The organism is Armatimonadia bacterium (assembly GCA_039679385.1).
GTDB lineage: Bacteria > Armatimonadota > Zipacnadia > Zipacnadales > JABUFB01 > JAJFTQ01.
In genome coordinates this window covers 1-19,626 of sequence record JBDKVB010000177.1, presented here as the reverse complement: position 1 = coordinate 19,626, position 19,626 = coordinate 1, and the positions used below count along the sequence as shown (strand labels likewise).

12 protein-coding genes are annotated in these 19,626 nt (G+C 65.4%); 5 read left to right on the top strand and 7 right to left on the bottom strand.

Annotated elements, in window-relative coordinates:
- From ABFE16_20170 to ABFE16_20150, 5 genes are all read left to right on the top strand, one after another.
- A partial coding sequence (locus ABFE16_20170; GenBank protein ID MEN6347617.1) for an alpha-amylase family protein occupies nt 1-2,193 on the top strand: 2,193 nt, incomplete at its 5' end.
- Nucleotides 2,194-2,426: 233 nt separating this feature from the next.
- The gene (locus ABFE16_20165; GenBank protein ID MEN6347616.1) at nt 2,427-3,218 is read left to right on the top strand and encodes an IclR family transcriptional regulator; all 792 of its coding nucleotides are present in this window, start codon (nt 2,427-2,429) and stop codon (nt 3,216-3,218) included.
- Nucleotides 3,219-3,233: 15 nt separating this feature from the next.
- The gene (locus ABFE16_20160) at nt 3,234-4,196 is read left to right on the top strand and encodes a hypothetical protein (GenBank protein MEN6347615.1); all 963 of its coding nucleotides are present in this window, start codon (nt 3,234-3,236) and stop codon (nt 4,194-4,196) included.
- Between the two features lie 110 nt (nt 4,197-4,306).
- Complete coding sequence (locus ABFE16_20155) at nt 4,307-4,876, top strand: prepilin-type N-terminal cleavage/methylation domain-containing protein (protein MEN6347614.1); 570 nt, start codon at nt 4,307-4,309, stop codon at nt 4,874-4,876.
- A gap of 57 nt (nt 4,877-4,933) precedes the next feature.
- Nucleotides 4,934-8,791: a hypothetical protein gene (locus tag ABFE16_20150; GenBank protein MEN6347613.1), complete on the top strand. Its 3,858-nt coding sequence runs from the start codon at nt 4,934-4,936 to the stop codon at nt 8,789-8,791.
- Nucleotides 8,792-8,890: 99 nt separating this feature from the next.
- On the opposite strand, the gene ABFE16_20145 is transcribed toward ABFE16_20150, so the two are convergent.
- The 7 genes from ABFE16_20145 to ABFE16_20115 all read right to left on the bottom strand — a co-directional run.
- Nucleotides 8,891-10,198 (bottom strand): hypothetical protein, encoded by a 1,308-nt coding sequence (locus ABFE16_20145; protein ID MEN6347612.1) that lies wholly within the window; start codon nt 10,196-10,198, stop codon nt 8,891-8,893.
- Nucleotides 10,199-10,258: 60 nt separating this feature from the next.
- Nucleotides 10,259-11,686: a hypothetical protein gene (locus ABFE16_20140; protein ID MEN6347611.1), complete on the bottom strand. Its 1,428-nt coding sequence runs from the start codon at nt 11,684-11,686 to the stop codon at nt 10,259-10,261.
- A gap of 122 nt (nt 11,687-11,808) precedes the next feature.
- Nucleotides 11,809-15,573 carry a PQQ-binding-like beta-propeller repeat protein gene (locus tag ABFE16_20135; protein ID MEN6347610.1) on the bottom strand — a complete coding sequence of 1,255 codons (3,765 nt, stop codon included), beginning with the start codon at nt 15,571-15,573 and terminating at the stop codon, nt 11,809-11,811.
- Between the two features lie 57 nt (nt 15,574-15,630).
- Nucleotides 15,631-16,533 carry a hypothetical protein gene (locus ABFE16_20130; GenBank protein MEN6347609.1) on the bottom strand — a complete coding sequence of 301 codons (903 nt, stop codon included), beginning with the start codon at nt 16,531-16,533 and terminating at the stop codon, nt 15,631-15,633.
- A 108-nt stretch (nt 16,534-16,641) separates the two neighbouring features.
- Entirely contained in the window at nt 16,642-17,385 is a 744-nt protein-coding gene (locus ABFE16_20125; protein MEN6347608.1) for an ABC transporter ATP-binding protein, read from the bottom strand.
- Between the two features lie 50 nt (nt 17,386-17,435).
- Nucleotides 17,436-18,668: an ABC transporter permease gene (locus ABFE16_20120; protein MEN6347607.1), complete on the bottom strand. Its 1,233-nt coding sequence runs from the start codon at nt 18,666-18,668 to the stop codon at nt 17,436-17,438.
- 48 nt (nt 18,669-18,716) lie between these two features.
- Nucleotides 18,717-19,626, bottom strand: a 910-nt coding sequence (locus ABFE16_20115; protein ID MEN6347606.1) for an efflux RND transporter periplasmic adaptor subunit, incomplete at its 5' end; no start/stop codon positions are given.

Sequence of the window (19,626 nt, the reverse complement as noted above, 5' to 3'; positions counted from 1 at the left end):
CAGCATGTCCCGGCCTTCTTTGGCGTGCCCGTATCACTGCAGGACACGGCCTGGCACGAAGTGGTGATCCCACTCGCGCGGCTCCAGGCGGCGAACCCCGGCACTCCCCTGCGCCTGCCGTCCTTCCATGCCTTCCAGGTCGACGGCTCGGGAGAGATTGGGCCTGCGACTGTGTGGCTGGATGACATCGTCGCCCGGAACGCCCGTGGGGAGGGTGCAGCCTTCGTCGCCGGTCCCCTTGACGACAAGATGAGGCAGCTTCCACCGGTCAAGGGCCTCCCGCGCTTTGGGATGTGGGGCTTCCCGCCGCTCACTCCGGAGGGCCTGGACTGCGCCCACAAGCTGGGACTGCAGTTCGGCTCGAACGGAGGCACCCGTCTGGAGCAGGGCCTCGCCTTCCTGGAGGGTCTCGCCTCGAATGCCTGCCCGGGCCGACCGGGTCCGGGGATCCTCGCCGACCTCGACCTCACCGACGAAGACATGGACCAGGACGCCCAGGGTCGGCGCACGGCTGACGGTGTAGAGAGCGCAGTCTTCTCACCAGTGGTCCTCGACCGCTTCTGCAAGTATGTCGCCGGCCGCGTGCGTGCCCTCAAGGACTCTCCCTGCGTGTGCTCCTTCATGCTCTCGTCGCCGATCAGCATGTATGGCGAGGTCCACTATGCGGCCTCGAAGGGCGGGCAGTATGCAGTCTTTAGCCGTCCCGCTAAGGCCGGCTTCCGCGCTTGGCTCAAGGAGCAGTACCACGAGGACCTCGGCGCTCTCTCGAAAGCCTGGGGCCAGCCGGTGACCGACTGGGAATCGATCGTGCCGCCGACGGGTCCCACGGGACCGGCCGGCCTGGACACCCGAACCGCCTGGTCGGACTTCATGCACTGGTATAACTGGTGGCTGGAGGAGGTAACCCGCCGGAGTCTGCTTGCGGCCAGGGCAGAAACCGACAAGCCCCTCGCGGTGATGATGGGCGGACCGAAGGTCGGGCTCAGTCAGGGCATCGCGCTGGGGAACATCGGCCCCATCGTCAAGCTCCTCGGCCAGGTGAAGCCGGGGTTCTTCAGCGACACCGACAGCCAGACGCTGTTCTCCTGTCGGTACACCCGGGCGGCTTGCTCACAGTATGGCGTAGACCTCATGCTTGAGCACGTCGGCCCGCCCTACCTGCATCGGTTCCACCAGTACAACATGGCGCTGAACGTCCTCGCCTGTGGTGCCGACGCCGCGCACCTGGCACAGACGGGCCAGCTCTACGACCCGCAGCACTGGTTCGGCCCGACGTGGTTCGCCCTTGCGCCGCTGGTGCACGACTACCGCACCGGGTACGTGAAAAGCGAGGCGGCGATGTTCCACTCGTACCTCACCTCCTGGTTCCGAACCGAGCGCTCGAACGGCGATTGCGTGCGGCTGTATGACGGCACGAACACGCTCTGGTTCCCGGATCGCGGTTACCCTTCCTGGGGTCGTGCGCTGGGCTCACCGGACGTAGTGGACGATGTGATGATCGAGGACGGGGCGCTGTCGGGCCGGAAGCTGCTGGTGATGCCGAACAGCTCGGTGACGGTCACTTCGCGGCGAGCCGTCGAGGCTCTTCGGAAGTGGGTCGAGGAGGGTGGAACGATCGTCGGCTTCGGCGAGCGATGCCTCGCCTACACCATCGAGGAGGACCGAAGCCTTCGTGCAACTCCGCTTCTGGCCGGCCTGATCGATCCGGATGCCCTCAAAGCCGTCGGTACCGACCTGACGGCTCGCGTTGAGGCGAAGGTAGGACGTGGCCGAGCCGTCCTGTACCGCACGCCGACGGCCGACGGTCCCTTCCTGCAGGAAGCCATGGGACTGCTGGAGGCGGAGGCGGACCGTGCCGGTGTTCGACGCTGGTGCCGAGCCGACCCGGAGCATGCCGTCAACCTGATGTATGCGGGTCGCGATCGCATCTCCGGACGGCATCTTTTCATCGCCGACCTGACGCGCTCAGTGCGCAAGGAGCCTCCTGAGGCCGAGGTCGACTTCTGGACCGATCGGACCTTCGACTTCACCTTCGACCCCTCGCTGACCGGTGACGCAGAGCTGGTCACGCTCACGAACGGCTTCGAGAGCTGTCGCGGAGGCACTGCGCAGTTCGACCCGGCAACGCACCTCCTCAAGGTGCAATTCCGGCTCCCGGGCACGCTGTCGCTGACCTTCGGTAGCGCTCGCTAACCAGCAATCAGGGCCGTCCGAGGGGGGAGCTGCGTGCCCTGCGGCCGCAGCTCCCCTTGCTGATTCGCAGCCCCGTGACCGAGACCTTCCTCGCGTGCGTCCTGTCTTTCCCCTTCCGCAAGGGATGGCCCCCTTGTGTCTGGTGCAAGAGGGTCGTGCAAAACCTCTGCCGGGTGCTTGACAGGCCTCCGGTTCTCGGTATACTCACTACTGTTGTTATCTATAAGTAAGGAGTGTTTAGAATAGGTAACAAAAGCGGGGACAGCGATAGCGATGCCGCGCTCGTCCAGTCGCTACTGCGGGGGCTAGACATCCTGCGGCGGCTGGGAGCAGCGGACCATGGGATGACCCTGGGGGAGCTTGTCGCGGACCTGGGGCTGAAGCAGCCGACGGTCTACAAACTCGTGCGGACGCTCGTGGCTGCCGGGTTTGTGGAGAGAAGCGACCGGCCGGTGCGGTACTCGCTGGGCTCGGGTGCATTCGAGTTGGCGGACGAGTACTGGAAGCAGACACTTCTACGCCGGGCTGCGATGGTGGTGCGGCGGCTGTTCGGGGAACTGCGGGAGTACGCGCCGACCTTGACCGTGGCCCAGGCGCTGGGTGGTGAAGTCGAGGCGGTGCTGCGGATGAGCCCCGATCAGCCGGGAATCCTGCAGCACCCGCGGGGCATGCTGATGGCTCCCTATGCGAGTGCCAGCGGCCTGACCTTCCAGGCCTTCTGGTCGGAGGTGGAGCGCCGGGAGTACCAGCGTCGGCATTCCTTTGAGGAGGAGGGGGCTCACCGTTGGGGGACGACTCAAAGGCTGGAGGAGCTGTTGCGGGAGATCCGCGCGAAGGGCTATGCAACGCCCCCGTATGAGAACCGCAAGAGGCATGCAGTAGCGGTTCCTGTTTACGCGGGCAGCCACGAGCTTGTGGCCGTCCTGGGAGTCAGCCTCGCGGAGCGCGTCCTACCCGAAGAGGAATGGCAGGAACAGGTTAAGCGAGTCGTAGAGGCCGCAGCCGAGCTGTCGGCGACTGAATAGCGGGGAGAAGGACACATGCTGACGGGGGAAAAAGTCAAAGCGTACGCACGGGCACTCGGGGCGAGTTCGGTGGGCATCGCCTCGATGGACAGGTTCGAAGGCGCACCGCTCCAGATGGATCCGCGGCAGATCATGCCGGAGGCGAAGTCGCTCATTGCCATGGCCTTCCGGGTGAACCGGGGGAGTCTGCGCGGGATTGAAGAGGGGACCTTCTTCAGCAACTACTCCTCCATGGGCTATGGCGGGCTGACCTACCTCTTCGTGCCCATGGTCGTGATCCAGCTATCCCAGTACATCGAGGACGACGGCTACGAGGCGATCCCCTACGGCCATCAGAGCGACTGGCGGGCGGTCGGGAACGCAGGCGAGTTGTGGGAGGGCTATAGCCGCCCGGTGAGGCCGGGTCAGGCAGCACCGGATGTGATGGTGCACCTGCGGATCGCGGCATACCTGGCCGGACTGGGGGAGATCGGGTACAGCAAGATGCTGCTGACGCCGGAGTTCGGACCGCGGCAGCGAGTGGGGATCGTGCTGACCGAGGCGGAGCTTGAGCCTTCGCCGATCTACGACGGGCCGAAGCTGTGCAATCGGTGCATGGCGTGTGTGAAGGACTGCCCGGGGAACGCGATCAGCCCGGACAAGACGGTCAAGGTGACACTGGCCGGGCATGAGGTGGAATGGGGCGATTTGGACTGTGCCGCGTGCAGCATGGCCTTCCGCGGTGGAGAGCTCGTCGGCGAGGGAGAGGAAGGGCACTACCTGGACGGGCGAAACGACGTCCGGCCCAACAGCATCACGCCCTTCCACCACAAGCCGCGGAACCTGTACAACACCGGCCAGGCGATCTGCGGCGGACGTGGCTGCGTGCGAGCGTGCATGATTCAGCTCGAGAAGCGCGGAGCGCTGAAGAACAAGTTCCATACGGAGTTCCGCCGACGCCCGCCCTGGACGGTGGACTGGAGCACCGAGCCAGAGTAGGTGTGGAGGGCGTGACGGACCACCGGAGACCGAATCCCTCTACCTCCACCGGAGGGGGCTTGCGCCCCAAACCGGGCACTAGGATGCAAGCGAAGGAGATGCGACGGGCCATGAAGCACCGAGGGTTCACGCTGATCGAGCTGTTGGTCGTGATCGCGATCATCGCGATCCTGGCGGCGATCCTGTTCCCAGTCTTCGCCAGGGCACGCGAGAAGGCACGGCAGAGCGCCTGCCTGTCGAACGTCAAGCAGTTCGGACTCGGTATCATGATGTACACGCAGGACTACGACGACAACCTCCCGCTGTACCGCCTCGGACTGAGCCAAGTCTACTGGAATAACTCCGTGGAGCCCTACGTCAAGAACAAGCAGATCATGCGGTGCCCGAGTCGGCAGCATCTTGTCTACGGTTACGGCTACAACAGCGACATGCCGAGGAGTCTGAGTGAGATCCTGGCTCCTTCGCAGAAGATCGTGATGCATGACTCGCGCAACCAGCTCTCGCACCACCCCGGTAGGGCGGACGCGACGACCTACGAGATGTGGCTCGAAGGGCTCAACGAGACCGGCAAAGCCTATGCGCCGCACAACGATGGCTTCTGCGCGGGCTTCTACGACGGACACGCCAAGTGGCTGACGGGCTCGGCGGGATGGAAAGGCGACTACTGGGACAACAACTAGCCAGGTCGCCGAGCGCCGCAAGCCTGGAAACGCGCCGTGCAAGGGAAGGGACGGAAGATGCACCCACTGCTCCCCGCAACATGCATGCTGGTCATGTCGACGGCCGTCTGGGGTACCAACCTCCTGCAGAACGGTGGCTTCGAGGCCGAGCCTGTGGCGAAGGGTGTCCCAGGGTGGAGCCTCAATGCAGAGGCGGCGCAGCAGAAGGTGTGCCTCGAGACGGTTGGGGCTCAAGCAGGGAAGCAGTGTCTGGCGCTGCGGTCGGTTGTGGCGACGCCGAAGGCGGCCGCCGTGTCCCAGGACGTCCGCGTCGAACCGGGCAAGAGGTATGCGCTGACGGTGTGGCTGAGGCGGGATTCGGTTGTGTACGGGACGAGTGTGAAGGTCGACCTGCTGAAGGACGGGATGCCCGTTGGCCGGCAGGAGACCGAGTTCCGAGGTCTGACGTGGTCGCCGGTGTGCCTCACCTTCAGTGCAGGCGAGGCGAGGACCGCACGGGTTTCCATCCTCACCCCGAACACCGGTACCTGGCGCATCACGGTGGGTCGGACGCTGTACATTGATGAAGTGAGCCTGGTCGAGGTCGACCCGGCAGACAACCTTGAGGTACCGGGCCACAGCGGGGCGGCTGTCCAGTCTCGCGTGCAGGTCAGACAGACAGGTCCATACTACCTGTGGGCGCGGGTTCTGTGCCCGGGCACGAACACCTTCACGCTCAAGGCGGCGGGCAAGACCTGGGACTTCCACTGCTACACCCAGGGGAGGAGCTACTGGGTGCGGCCGATCCTGCCGGAGCTGATTCTGACCGAGGGCACGCAGGACCTTGCCGTGACCTCCGTGGGCGAGGCGATCCAGATCGACAAGGTTGTGCTGACGACCGATCCGTACTGGAAGCCGGAGGGAGCAAGGGGCTTTCTGGCGCCGGCAGCGGCAAAAGCGTCGCTTCTGAAGCAGGCGGGTAGCCCGGGGTCCGGGAGCGTCGAGATGACAGTGTCGGGGAAGCTCCCTCCCGGCAAGTGGGGGATCACCCAGGGAGTGCCCTTCCCGCAGGGCGCTTTGCGTGAGGCGCAGCAGGTGCGGGTCGCAGGCCGCGACTGCCAGGCAGAGACCTTGACGCGGTGGCCCGATGGCAGCGTGAAGTGGTTGCTGGTGAGCACTCGGGCGGCCGACGGTGAGAAGCTGAAGCTGGAGTACGGGCCGCAGGTGAAGGCACCTGCGTCAGAAGACAGGGTCAAGGTCGCGGAAACGGCAGAAGCAGTCGAGGTGGATACCGGCAAGCTCAGGTTCAGCGTGCCGAAGGATGGGTCGGCGCTGCTCGCGGGGGTGGTGTGTGGAAGGCGACGGATCCAGCGAGTGGAGGGACGCGTGAACTGGCAGTACACCACGCGGGGAGTGAAGCCGGAGGTGACTGTGGAGGAGGCTGGACCGGTGCGGGCGGTGGTGCGCCTCGCTGGTGCGCATCAGAACGCGGAAGGGGCGAAGCTGCTCGACTACGTAGTCCGGGTCTACGCCTATGCGGGAGCCGACTACCTGGAGCTAGAGCACTGCTTCGTCCAGAGCGACACAGTGGCCAGAGTGCAGTTGAAGGACGTTACGCTGCGGGTGCAGACTCCCTCGCAGAGGTTCTCGCTGCGGACCGGAGACAAGCCGCTCGAAGGGGAGCTCTCGGCTGGAGCGGTGACCCTGACGGCGGGCCTCACAAGTGACCCTAAGGCGAGCAACGACTACCCGTACAAGGTGACACGTGGGGAGCAGGTTCTCAGTGAGGGGAAGCAGGCAAGTGGGAGCGTGGTCTGTGACGGTCTGCTGCTGGCGGTGGCGGACTTCTGGCAGAACGCGCCACGGAGTCTGCGGCTGTCGAGTGACAGGATAGAGTTAGGACTGGTTGGCGGACCCACACCTTTCTATACCGGGATGGCCAAAACCAACCGCGTGCTGCTGAGCTTCGGCAACGAGGCCGCCGCCGAAGTGTTCTCGCACCGGCCGCTACTGCTCGCGGCGCCGGAGTGGTATTGCGACAGCGGGGCCCTGGATGCCCGGCCGACGGTGCGACGCGAAGGCGAGTTCCCTGGCTACGAGCAGTCCCTTGAGCAGACCCTCGCCGGCTGGATGAAGCAGTACCAGGAGGCCCTGTTCAAGCCAGGCTTCGGCGGAATGCTGAACTACGGTTGTGCGACGTACCCAGACGGCGGGCTGAACATGGAGACGGCGCTCGATGAGGGGGCGATGGTCCAGTTCTTCCGCACCGGGCGGCGCGAGTACTTTGACTTCGCAGAGCTGATGATCGGCCACTACACCGACATTGACGTATGCCACACGGGCCCCAACGCGGGGCTGATCTTCGAGCATGGTCCACACAGCCGTAAGTCCAGTGCACCGTCAGGTGCCGGTGTCAACGGGCACTCCTGGTACAACGGTGTTGCCCAGTATGCGTGCTTCACCGGTGCGCGAAGGATCCTGGAGACGGCGCCGCTGGTGGGGCACTACTACGCCCAGTACCCCTTCCCGCAGCAGCCGAACATCCACTACTGGCGGCAGATCGGCTGGAAGCTCATGGACCTTGTGCAGGCCTACCAGTTGACCGGCGACGTGCGCCACCTGGAGGCTGCGCTGGAGGACGTGAAGATCCACGAGTACCAGCGAGACCATCTGGTGACGCTGTGGCCGTACATGTATGCGACAGGCATGAAGGCGCTGCGGAGGTATCTTGCGAACACGCAGGACCCGGAGGTCAGGGAACTCTACCTGCAACTGACGGACGGCTTCCTGCACTTGCGGGAGAGGCCCGACGACACGGTGAACGGTGAGTGGCCCAAAGCACCGGGCATGCTGTTGGGTAACTTCCCAAACGACCGAAGCTGCCTGTACTACAACGAGGCGGCCCATGCGAGTTGGCTCTCCGGTGACCCGCAGTGCATGAAGAGGGCTGCGGACGACCTGAACTGGCAACTCGTGTTCGGCCTCAATGAGCCAACCCTCTTGTGTGGTTCGTCGGACCTCGTGCGGGCGATGCAGGAGGCGAGGATCGACGAGCCAGAGGTCCGCGCCTCGCTGCCAAGGGTCGTGATGACTCCGTGGACAGAGGGAGCGGAGAACCTGCCCCAGTTCGACCGGCCGACGATCGTGTTCCAGGTGAAGGAAGCACAGGATCAGGCCTTCGAGGTGGTGCTGTTTAAGAGCTCCTACCGCAAGTACAGCGACGACGATCACGGCAGAGCGGTGCTGTGTGCTCCGGACGGCAAGAAGGTGTTCGAGCGCGAGCTGGACGCACGCGGGCTGAACAAGTTCGTCTTCCCGGTGGCGGCAGATGGGCAGACCGGCCTGTACACGCTGGTAGTATCGCTGGAGAGCCACTGGCGCTGGACCCTGACGCAGGTTGACCTGGACCTGAAGGCCGGCAGGCACATACTCGGGGTCAGGCCACGGTACGACCGGGTCTTCCTGGACAAGCTGTGTGTGGCGAAGGCTGGCGAGTTCTTCCCGTGGCTGGAGGATCAGCCGACGGCTGACGCGGTCATGATCGAGGCAGAGGCCGGACCAATCCCGGCGGACTACGTGGTGGTGAAGGACGCCTTTGCGAGTGGTGGCGTCTGTCTGCGAGCGACGAAGGGTGAGGACGGGAGTGTGCTCGAGCGCACCTTCGAGGTGCCGGCGGACGGCACATACCGGCTGTTTGCACGAGTCTGGAGGCCCTACTCGGACCTGCTCAACGTGACGGTCGATGGGCAGGGAGCCTACCAGCTTCAGGCCGTGCATGACATGGACAACAACAGCTTTCCCGTGTGGTCGCTCGGGTGCAGCCTGGGTGAGGAGAGCGTTGTCAGGTACTGGCGCGGCACCCCACGGTTCGGCACCGACCAGTACAGCGCGGCAGAGATGCGGAAGGTACCGGCGGAGGTCTGGAAGGGGCAGTAGGCCACGAGCCCGACCGGAGGGGTGCTGCGCCCCTGACGGAAGAGCACCCCGGGCATAGCCTCCGGCCGCCTCTGCCATCCTGTGTGACAGTGATGCAGCCTAGGGGCGGGGCCGGTCATGTAGCTCCTGGAGCATCGCCAGCGCCTGCTCCACCATTGCCTCGCCGGTTCCGGGCGCGACCGCGCAGTGCTGCCCCACCCAGGTCTGATAGCCGCCATCCCTGTATGCCTGACGGTCAGGGAGGTATCCAATCTCCTCGTTCGCCAGGCCGATCAGGAAGGTGTGGCGGAAGGGAGAGCGGCGGCGCAGGTCCAGACCGAGGCGTGCATACATCCCGCCGGGGATGCCGACCAGCGCGACCTCGCCGAGGCGGATCACGGTCAGCGTCGTCTGGCGTTCCTCCCGCTGGGTAGCGGCCATCTCGGCGCGCATCCTGGCGAAGACACGTTGCTGCCCCTCGGACTGCTCGCCGAAGTAGCGGTCGGCATAGCGTCGCACGTCTTCGGCCGCCTGGGCCTCGTCGAACTCGCGCTGGCGGTAGAGGAAGGGGCGGCGAAGCACCTGCACGGGACTCGAGAGACAGGGCCTTGCGCTCTGCAGCCCTTCCTCGATGGCCGTCGTGAGGCGATAGACCAGTTCGCTCGGCGCAAGGCCACTGCCGTTGTAGGTGGCGTTGTGCGTTGAGCCGAAGGCGCCGGGCAGGAAGAGCGCAAGGGTGTGGCGCCGCTCCTCGATCTCCTGGCGCGCCAGGCCGGAGAAGGCCGGTGACATGACGCCCGGGGTGACGGCGCCGATGTTGTGTACCGTGTGGTTGAAGAGCACACCGGCCAGGCTGCCCTCTGCTCGCCGGAAGGCAAGGACAGGAACGTCGGGGTCGTAGGGGCCGGTGGGCCGGAGGACGTCCTCCTCCTCGTAGTTGTACCACCCGATCTGGCCATCCTTGAGCAGCAGCCGACTGTTGCGGCCGATCGTAGCCTCCTGCCTCAGCCCCAGAAGCAGGTCAACCTGCGTCTCGCTCGCCGGTCGATCAGGGTCATCGAGAGCAGCGCACGCTTGCTGAACCGCCTGGACGGCGCCCTCCTCCATGCGACGCTTGTACTCAGGATTCGGCGTGGCACCGAAGGAGTCGTGGGTGGTCGGTCCGCTGTGGGTATGCGTCGCGCACAGGAGCACGTTCTCAGCCGGGATGGTGGTGCTTTCGGCGATGCGGCGGGTTGCAGCCTGGATCATGTTCAGGGGAGGAACGAGGGCATCGATCGATATCAGGCAGAGGCGGGTCTCGGCCTCGATCACAAGCGCGGTCGCACGGAACTGGCCCTCATGGCCGCGGACGAAGACCGGCTCAGTGTCGGGATGGGCGTCGTCGGTGAGTGAGACGGCGGCGGCAGCGGCTCGTAGAGCAGGCATGGGGTCCTCCCGACTGAGAACTGTGTGGTCGCAGAACAAGGCAGGGCGCCAGGCCCCTCATCAGCGCCGGTCAAACATGGGATTCAGGTAGTCCCCCGTCTCCACTCCCTCACCGTACTTCCCATCGCGCACCGCCGGCTTCAGTGTCCAGCACTGTCGCAAGAAGGGCGCCAGGATACCGGGCTGGTGATAGCCCGGTCCGTGCACCCGCCAGTCCTTGTATCCACGGACGTTCTCCAGCGCTTCGGGCACCCCCGGGATGGCCTCCAGTGACAACCGGCGGGAGCCTTCGGGCGGCAGCGGACGCCCCAGAGCATGGCAGGCCAGACTGAGGAGCGCCGCCTCGGGTGACGTCCAGTGCCCGTCGTCCGCAAGAGCCTCCGGCAGCGCCCCCGTCGACTGGCAAGCGCGGACGATGCCGCTGGCCAGGGCCTCTGCTGACATCCTACCGGGTGGCTCGGGTCTGGTCTCGGGCGGTGCGGCGACTGGCCCGATCACCTGCGGCGTTTCGTACCAATCGGCACGCCGCAGCGCTCGCCGGGCCAGCAGGTAAAGCAGCTCCGCTGCGGAGAGCTCCTTGGTGAAGGTCGGACCAGCGTTGTCCACAACCGCCTCGGCCCCCTTCAGGACGACGGCATCGCTGACACGCACCGGTCGGAGGCCGTAGAGGCTCCGCAGGCCCTGCACGTCGGTCCAATGTACCTTCGGCTGGCCCACGAGCTTGACCACCAGGCGCTCGAAGTTCTCCAGGATCAGGGGGATTGACACTCCCGGGACCATGACCGGCGCCAGCCATTGGTCCGGTGGGGGAGTGGCTCCGTTCCTGAAGTTCATGGCATCGGGGAACTCCTGCATCATCGTGATGACCGGGTGGCAGCCGAACATGGCGGTGAAGTCGTACTCGCGGGCCCGGTCGGAGAGGTAGCCATCCACACGCGCCAGCCGCTCCTCGAAGGCAGGAGTGTCGCGGTAGAACTGGTCGAAGTAGAAGTCCGCCTGGTAGCCGCCGATAAGCAGGTTGTTGCAGTACCAGACGAGGTTGCGGCCCGGCAGCCGGAAGGGCGAGTAGAAGAAGGGCTTCCCGAGCTTGCCCGCAGCATAGACGATCTGGGCGGCGAAGGTCCCTCCGTGCTGCGTCAGCCCGCTGCACTTGCCGAAGATCCTCTCCAGTGCCTGGAAGCCCGGAAGCTCGCGGAACAGCACTCGCTCGACGCCGCCGCACCAGTCGAGTTGGGACACTTCCTCAGCCGTCGTGGGATGTATCGAGCCACGGTCGTAATGCAGACTCACGTCATGACGTTTGATAGCCTCGATGACTTCGGTCTGACCGTGGCGCTCCATGAACCGCGCCTTCTCGCCGTGGAGGTGGAAGCAGCCGGGGAGTCCGTGCCGCGTCATGATCTCGGCGAGTTGGCCGGGAAGCTGATGCACCGGTGAGTCCGGGGCAGAGAAGAAGTCCTCGGTGTCGAAGTAGATCAGCACGTCCATCGGAGCCCTCCGCGCGTCAAGGCTGCGCACCTATGGTGACCCGAGGGTTCGCCCTCCCACCAGCGCGTCCCTTGTCGGGGTGACAGCACGATCCACGACGGAGGGGCTTTCGATGGGGACTGCTATTCCTCGACGATCTCCAGGCCGCAGAGGACGGTCTGGCTCAGGTGAGAGTCCGGGCAGGCCGTCAGGGCCACCTCAAGCGTCTCCGAGGCCTTGACGCCGCGTACTTCCTTGACCAGCGATCGCGCACTGCCGCTGGCCTCTGCGGCGATGTCCAGACGACGGCAGACCGGCTGGCCCTGCACTGCGACGTCGAAGAGACGTTGACCGGCGGCCGCCTCCTCCGGCTCCACGAAGTGCAGCCGGAGTGTGAAGGAACGCACGGGTGAGCCAGCCGGGGCAAGACGTACACTGACCTTCTCCACTCCCAGCAGACCGGAAGCAGCGACCCAGGGCAGGTCACCGGCCTTGACCCAGGAGGCGTGGTGCCGGAACTGCGCCGGCGTCGCCGGCGTCAAGGTGACCTCGACCTTCGGCGACGGACCGCCCACACTGGGGCAGTCCAGCCAGAGGGCACCATCAGGGGCCAGCCGGTCTCCCGGTGCACCGAAGTTCAGGCCCACCCGCTTGATCGGAGCGTCGCCAAGATCCATGAGGTTGAAGGACCAGGCCTCGACCGACGGATCATGCACGAAGGCCAGGGAGGTCTGGTTCTGGTAGCTGCAGGTACAGGTGCGGGTGTAGTCCGGCGCGTTGAGGACGCCGTTCGCGACGATGAGGTTGGAGGTGCAGCCCGACTTGAAGCCGCCGAGGTTGCCCGTGCCGCCATCCGTGCGGAGGTCGAAGAAGCCTGCCGCTGCCGAGCGGAAGGTGATCAGGTTCTCGCTGGCAATAACCGTGTTGCAGCCGTAGTTGCGGCCATACTGCCAGGGAGTCTGCTCGCCGGTGATCGGGTTGGTGCGCAGCAGCGGCTTCCCGGTCAGCAGGGACAGAGCACGACCGGGCTGCCCCAGCGAGATCGTCTGCGTGAGGATACGGTCGCCCAGGATAATCGGCGGGCCGTAGTACTTCTCCTTCATCTCCCAGAGCACTTCGCCGGTGGTCCCGCGGAAGGCGACCATGCGATCGCCCGGTTCGTCGGTGAGCATGTCCCGCGAGGGGCGGCCTGACTGCAACAGGATATCTCGTTCCACGGAGTAGCTCAGCCAGGTGCCGAAGACGTCCGCATCGGCTCGCCAGACCAGGCGTCCGGTATGCAGGTCCAGGGCAAGCAAGGAAGGCTTGGATACCGGCTCCTCGCCTCGTCGCTGCATGGTCTGGAGGATGGGATCAGGCAAGCGGTCGATGCAGAAGAGCAGGTTCGGGCTCACGCAGATAGCGTTGTGGCGGAAGGCGCACTTGGCCTCCACCTGCCACAGCGGCTTACCCGAGGCACGGTCGAGGACGATGATGCGACGGCTGGACGTGGCATCCCAGTTGTCGCTATCCCCGGGCTTGCCCTTGCCGCCCCAGAACATCGGCGAGGCACCCGCGACGATCACATCACCCTGCACGGCGATGTACCCCCAGCCGGTGGTCTTGTCGGGAGTATCGCCCTCGGTCGGAAGCACGATCTCCCCCTGCCGCTCACCGGTGGCCGGGTCGAGCTTGAGGCAGCGGTTCTCGTGGACGACGTAAACGGTCTCCGGCGTCGCCACGAAGTTGGTGCCCAGGGCATTGGCCCCCGGCTGGTGATAGGTGCGGTTGTAGTACTCCCCAAGCTCGGGCAAGGAGACCTTCCATAGCTGGCGGCCGGTGTAGACGTCATTGGCGCGCAGGGAGTCGGGGCCCTCGATGAACAGCCGACCATCCACCACCTGCTCCGGAGGACCGTGGCCGTGCCGCGGCAGGACGTCCAGGTTACTCGGGCCGCCAAACCACAGCAGGCCAAGGGGAGCTTCTACCGTGCTGTCTCGCGAGGACACCGTGTTCGCCGGATTGCCGTACTGATGGGTCCAGTTGGCGCTGCCGGGCAAGGCTCCCGGCTTGCGCACCACCACCAAGTCTTCTGATTGCTCAGCCTCAGCACCCTCGAATCCGGCAGTGCCGAGGAGACCCCTGAGAGCGGCATAGCGGGCGGCATCCAGGCCAAGGACCATCGCACCGCCGTAGGGCCGCACCGAGGCGAAGGCCAGTTGCAGAAGGGACGGATCCGCCGCCAGGGCTGTGTTCGAGTCCTCCGCGGCCACGACGAGGTTTGCGAAGTAGGGAGGAAGGCGCAGCTGACCGAGGTTGCCGGGAAGGACAGCCACCTGCGGTCCGTAGAGCCCTGTATCCCAGAGCGCGTCGCGGAGCACTTCCGCTGTCTTGCGGTCGGGAGCGAGCGCAACGACGCGCAACTGGGTGTCCCTGGCCAGGGCGGCGAGAAGGTCGGCGTCCTTCGCCCCGAGGACGAGGCAGTAGCCCTCCTTCGCGCCGGTGGCCCGGAGGATCCTCCGGGCAAGGGCAGAACCGGCGGCCCCCGGGCGCGGAGCGGAGTCGCGTCGCAGCTTGACGGTCTGTGCCTGCACTGCGTCCTGTCCGAAGCAGTGGATCTCGCCCTCCAGCGTCGATACGAAGAGCCGTCCGTCGGCGGCGATCACGGACTCAATTGTGCCCGGGACCTCCGCTTGCCAAAGGGTCCTCGATTCAGTCGCTGCATCGCCCGGAGCGATCAGCAGAAGACGGTTGCCCGCGGAGGCGACAAGCTTGCCGGCAGCACTCACCCAGACGCGGTCGGCCTCTATGCCCGTGGTGGTGCTGACCGGCACCACAAGGTTAGTGGACTTGGCGCCCTTGCTGTCCGTGGACTCCTCCATCTTCGCCTGCGCCGTGCTGCGCACAACCACCTCGCCCTTGTCGATGCCGCAGAGAAGGTCATCGGTGACGACTGAGGCGCTGCTATCCGGGTTGATGCGAAGGGTGGGATTGCTGACGAAGGGCACGTAAGGGTCGGTAACAGGGCGAGAGGAGACCCCACCCAGGAGTGTGCCGGTCGTGAGTTGGTAGAGATTGCCGCAGTTGAGGAACCAGGTGCCGTTCGCCGCGACCTTGGAGTCGCCGATCTTGTGATTCTCGGCGAGCTTGAAGAAGAGCAGCTCGCCGGTGTCCGGGTTGACACCCGCAGGGGTGCTCCGTCCGCCGGGGATGAGCAGGACCTTGTCTGTCGCAGTCAGATAGCCCTGCGGGGCGACGCCGGAGAAGGCGGGACTGTTGTGCGGCTGGTTGAAGTAGACCGCGCCGGTGTCGTCCTTGCGCCAGATCACTGAGCCTGTGGTTGCATCGAGGCAGTACAGAAAGACGCCCATGAAGGGCCAGATTCCGGCGGCGAAGTAGACCCGCCCCTTGTCCACCACAGGAGCCCCACGCACCGGCCAGGTGGAGATGATCCGCTCATTGCCCAGGACGAGCCGCTCCTCGGAGGCAGCGCGGAACTTCCACACAAGCGCGCCGTCCGCCGCGTTCAGACAGTAGAGGTTACCGTCGTCGGAGCCGAAGTAGACCCGCCCGTTTGAGACCGCTGGTGCGAGGCGGATCGGCCCATCGGCCAGAAACCGCCACCGAAGTCGAGCGGTACGGGTGTCCAGGGCCAGGAGCGCGTCCTCCCGCGGCGAAGCCACGAAGAGCGTCTGCCCGGCGACGATGGGCTCGTAGGCCACGTCGAAGCGCATGCGCGGCTCATCAGGCCACGCCGGCTTGAGTGGCGGCAACTGCAGCGTCCACTGCAGGTGCAGGTCGCCGCCAAGGTCTTGTGAGGTGGCGGCGCTGTGCCGAGCATCGCAGCGCCACAGGGGCCAGTCCGCTGCGAAGGTGGGGATAGCGGCAAGGAGTAGGAGCGCTGAGACGATGCGAAGGGTCAGTCGCATGGCGAACCGTCCTGTCTGACTGTAGGGTTGGCGTGGCAGCCCTGCCAGCTGGCCGACCTACTCGCCGAAGGTCACGTAGCCGCCCGGCTCCGTGAGGTTGAGAGGAGTTCCCGTCGCGGGCAAAGACGATTCCCAGTCGTAGTTCGTGACCAGATCGACGCCCAGGTTCGCGGCCTTGATGTCACAGGTGCACGGGCCCTTCATGAAGGCGACGAGTCCCTGGAGGTTAGTCGCGGTGATGCCCTTGCCCAGATAGGCCTCCGTAAGGTGACAGCGTCCGTAGGCGCCGAAGACCATCGGCCCGTCGAGGTTCGCCAGGTCTGTCTCGACCTGCAGCAACTGCCGGACCAACCACCGCTCCTTCGGGTCCTGCCGGGAGACCTCAAGCAGGCCCACGGAGACGCCCGTACCCTCCGCGGCATGAACCGCGTTCTGGGCTGCCTTCAGTGCGGCTGCGTTCTGGGCCTCGTTGCGGTCCGTCATGACCACCAGGACACCGTGCGTCCCGCGCAAGAGCATACCGGCAAGGCTGGCTGTCTGAGCAGAAGCCAGAAGGTCGCGGACGTCGGCGACGGTCATGCGTCCGCTGAAGACGGTGCGTCCCTTGGGCGAGAGAAGGAGGTGTCGGGGCCGGGAGAGCTCGCTGGTGGTTTTCAGGACGTACCGGTCCTCGGGGCTGAGCCCCTCCGGGTCCTGCGTGGCCTTGAGGGAGACGAAGCGAAGGTTGGCGTGCCCCTCTTTCCCGGCGGCGACCTTCCTCAGTAGCTTGTTCGCCTCGGCATCTGCCGGGGCCTCCGCTCCGTCATGGAGGTAGCAGAGGGTGTAGTCCTGGCGCGACCAGTTCAGCAGGGCATATTCATAGACGGGGATATCGCAGGCCGAAAGGGGGGCGAGATGCCCCAGCGCCAGCGACAGGGACAGTAGCGCGATGGATACGACTGCGCTCGGAGGACGGGCCATGGTCGTGCGCACACTCACAAGTCGGGGTGATAACGCGTCACCCTATTATACACTCCTTTGGGCCGGCGTGAAGTCGACCTCGGGAGGACGCCGCAGAGGACGGGCCGGCTAACTGCTACTGTACTCGATCGCCGCGAGTTGTTCGGAGGTCGGGCGTGCGATAATCGGCTCAGCTACCCGTGTCTCGTTTTCCACGAGTCCGTCGCGGAAGTAGATGATGCGCTGGGCGTGCCGGCCGATTTCCGGCTCGTGGGTGACGATCACCACCGTGTGCCCCTCGCGGTGGAGGGTCTGTAGGATCGCCATGATCTCCTCGCTCTGGGCGGTGGAGAGGTTCCCCGTGGGCTCGTCGCCGAGGATGACCTCCGGATCGTTGACCAGGGCGCGGGCAATGGCCACGCGTTGCTGCTGGCCACCGGAGAGCTCGTGGGGTCTGTGGTTGACACGGTCGCCCAGCCCGACGGCCTTCAACGCTCGGAGGGCACGCTCGCGTCGCTCCTCTCGCGGCGGCTTCTGGGGGCTGTACATCAAGGGCAGCTCCACGTTTCGCAGCGCCGTTGCACTGCCCAGCAGGTTGTAGGACTGGAAGATGAAGCCAAGCCGGGTGTTGCGTACGTGGGCCAGTTCGGCCTGATCCATGTTCGACACGTCCACTCCTGCGATGATGCAGGAGCCGCTGGTCGGACGGTCGAGGCAGCCGACCAGGTGCATGAAGGTGGACTTGCCGGAGCCCGAAGGTCCCATGACAGCCACGAACTCACCCTTCTCGATGTGGATTGAGACACCCCGCAGGGCCTCCACGACCACATCGCCCATGCGGTAAGATTTGCACAAGTCAGTCGTCCGAATCATCACTACGCCTCCGGTGCCCCGCGCACTCGGAAGAGCTGCGGGGCACTGACCTACTCATATCGAAGTGCCACCACGGGATCCAGGTCGGCGGCCTTGCGAGCCGGCAGGATACCGAAGACTATGCCGACCGCGGCCGCGAAGCAGAAGGACAGCACCACCCAGGGCACCGACACCGCGCTGTTCAGTCCGAACAGCCGGACGATGAAAGAGGTGCTGATGCCGAAGATGACGCCGATGAGCCCGCCGGCGAGACTCAGGGTGAGCGACTCGATCAGGAACTGCAGCAGGATGTCGTGGGGCGTTGCGCCCAGGGCCTTGCGCAGGCCGATCTCACGGGTCCGCTCGGTGACCGACACCAGCATGATGTTCATGATGCCGATGCCGCCCACCAGCAGCGACACGATGGCGATGGAGCTGAACAGGAGCGTGAGAATCTGGTTGGAAGCCTCTGCGCCCTGGACAAGCTCGGCCGCTGCGAAGATGCGGAAGTCGTCATCCTCTGCGTCTGCGAGCTTGTGTCTCTTGCGCAGCACGGCTCGGACCTCAGCCTTGACCTTCTCAGCGTTCTTCATGTCCGCTGCCAGCACCGTGATCCCGTTGACCGAGTCCCTGGTGTTTGCGCCACCCATGCCTCCGGTCAGGCGGGCGATGGCGGTGTCGATCGGGACGTAGATCATGTCATCGGGGTCGTTGGGGCCGGAAGAGCCCTTGGTGGCGCAGACCCCGATGATGGTGAAGGTGGCGCCAGACACCTTGATCTTCTCACCGGTCACCTCCTCGCCCTTGCCATAGAGGTTCGTCACTACCGTCGAACCCAGCACCGCCACCTTGCGCCGGTGTTTCGCCTCGTCTTCGGTGAAGAAGCGGCCCTGAGCGAGGGTGAGCTTGCCGACCTCGGTGTAGTTGACGGTCGTCCCAAAGATCGAGGTGCTCGTGTTGTTGCTGCCCGCCTTCACCTGGGCGTGAGTGCTGACCTGGGGAGCGAGCGCGCTGATGCCTCGGCACTGCTTACCGATTGCCTCGGCATCAGAGAGCGTGAGGGTCTGCGCCGACCCCATACCTCCGCCGATCGGGCCACGTCCCTGCCCCGGCATGATCTGGAGGGAGTTCGTCCCCATCGCCTCGAACCGCGCCAGAGTTGCGGCTTTGGCGCCTGCGGTGAGGGATACCGCCCCGATCACCGCACCCACGCCGAAGATGATCCCCAGCATGGTCAGCGCAGACCGCAAGCGGTTCGCCAGGATGGCTTCGAGGCAGAGCTGCATGGCCTCCCAGATGGACACGTCGGCATCTCCTTCGCTGGATCGCAGGACAAACTCACAGTCTCTGAGCTATTGCTTCTTGTTGATGAAGTCGTTCCCGCCACCGGGCGGTCCACCACGCGGTCCGTCTTCCTGGGAGCTGGTACCCAACTCGGGCAGGACCACCTTGTCGCCCTCTTGCAGTCCCGACACGATCTCCACCGTTTCATCGCTGGTCAGGCCGACTTCGACTGGAAGGGTCGTCGTCTGGGGTGCTCCTGGCTGGCCTTGACCAGGCTTCCCCTGGGCGAGCATCGTCACCGTGTGCTTGCCGTCTCTCTCGCGCACGGCCTGCGCAGGTAGCGTCAGCACGTTGTCGCGCTCTCCCACCAGGAAGGTGCACTCTGCACTCAAGCCCGGCATCAGCCGTGTGTCGTGGTCCAGAACCTCGATCTCGACCTTCACGGTGGTGATGTTGCTCGCGGTCGTGGCCTGCGGGTCCACGCGGGTGACCGAGCCGGTCACCCTCTTGCCCTGCAGCGACTCCACGCTGATCTCGACCTGCTGTCCGGCCTTGATGTCGGCGAGGTCGGTCTCGTCAACGTTCACGTCCACGTACATCGTGCTCAGGTCGCCCAATTCCACAATCGACACGCCCGCGGCGACGCCCGACCGACCGGAGTTGACGATGGTGCCTTCCTCGACGTCCTTCTGCAGGATCACGCCGTCTCGCGGCGCGGTGATCACGGTGTAGCCCAGGCTGGTCTTCGTCTGTGAGACCTCTGCGTTGGCCTTCGTCACCGATGCGCGCTGGTTCACGACGTCGGCCTGACGAACTTGCTGCTGCACGGAGTTGGCGCGTGCGTTCGCCAGGGAGTTCCTCGCCTGATCCACTTTGGCACGAGAGGAGGCCATCTCGGCGGCCTGGTCGGGGTCGATGGTGTTCCATCGGCGTAGCGCTGCGGAGTAGCCGGCCTCGGCCTCCTGTACTGCCGCCTCG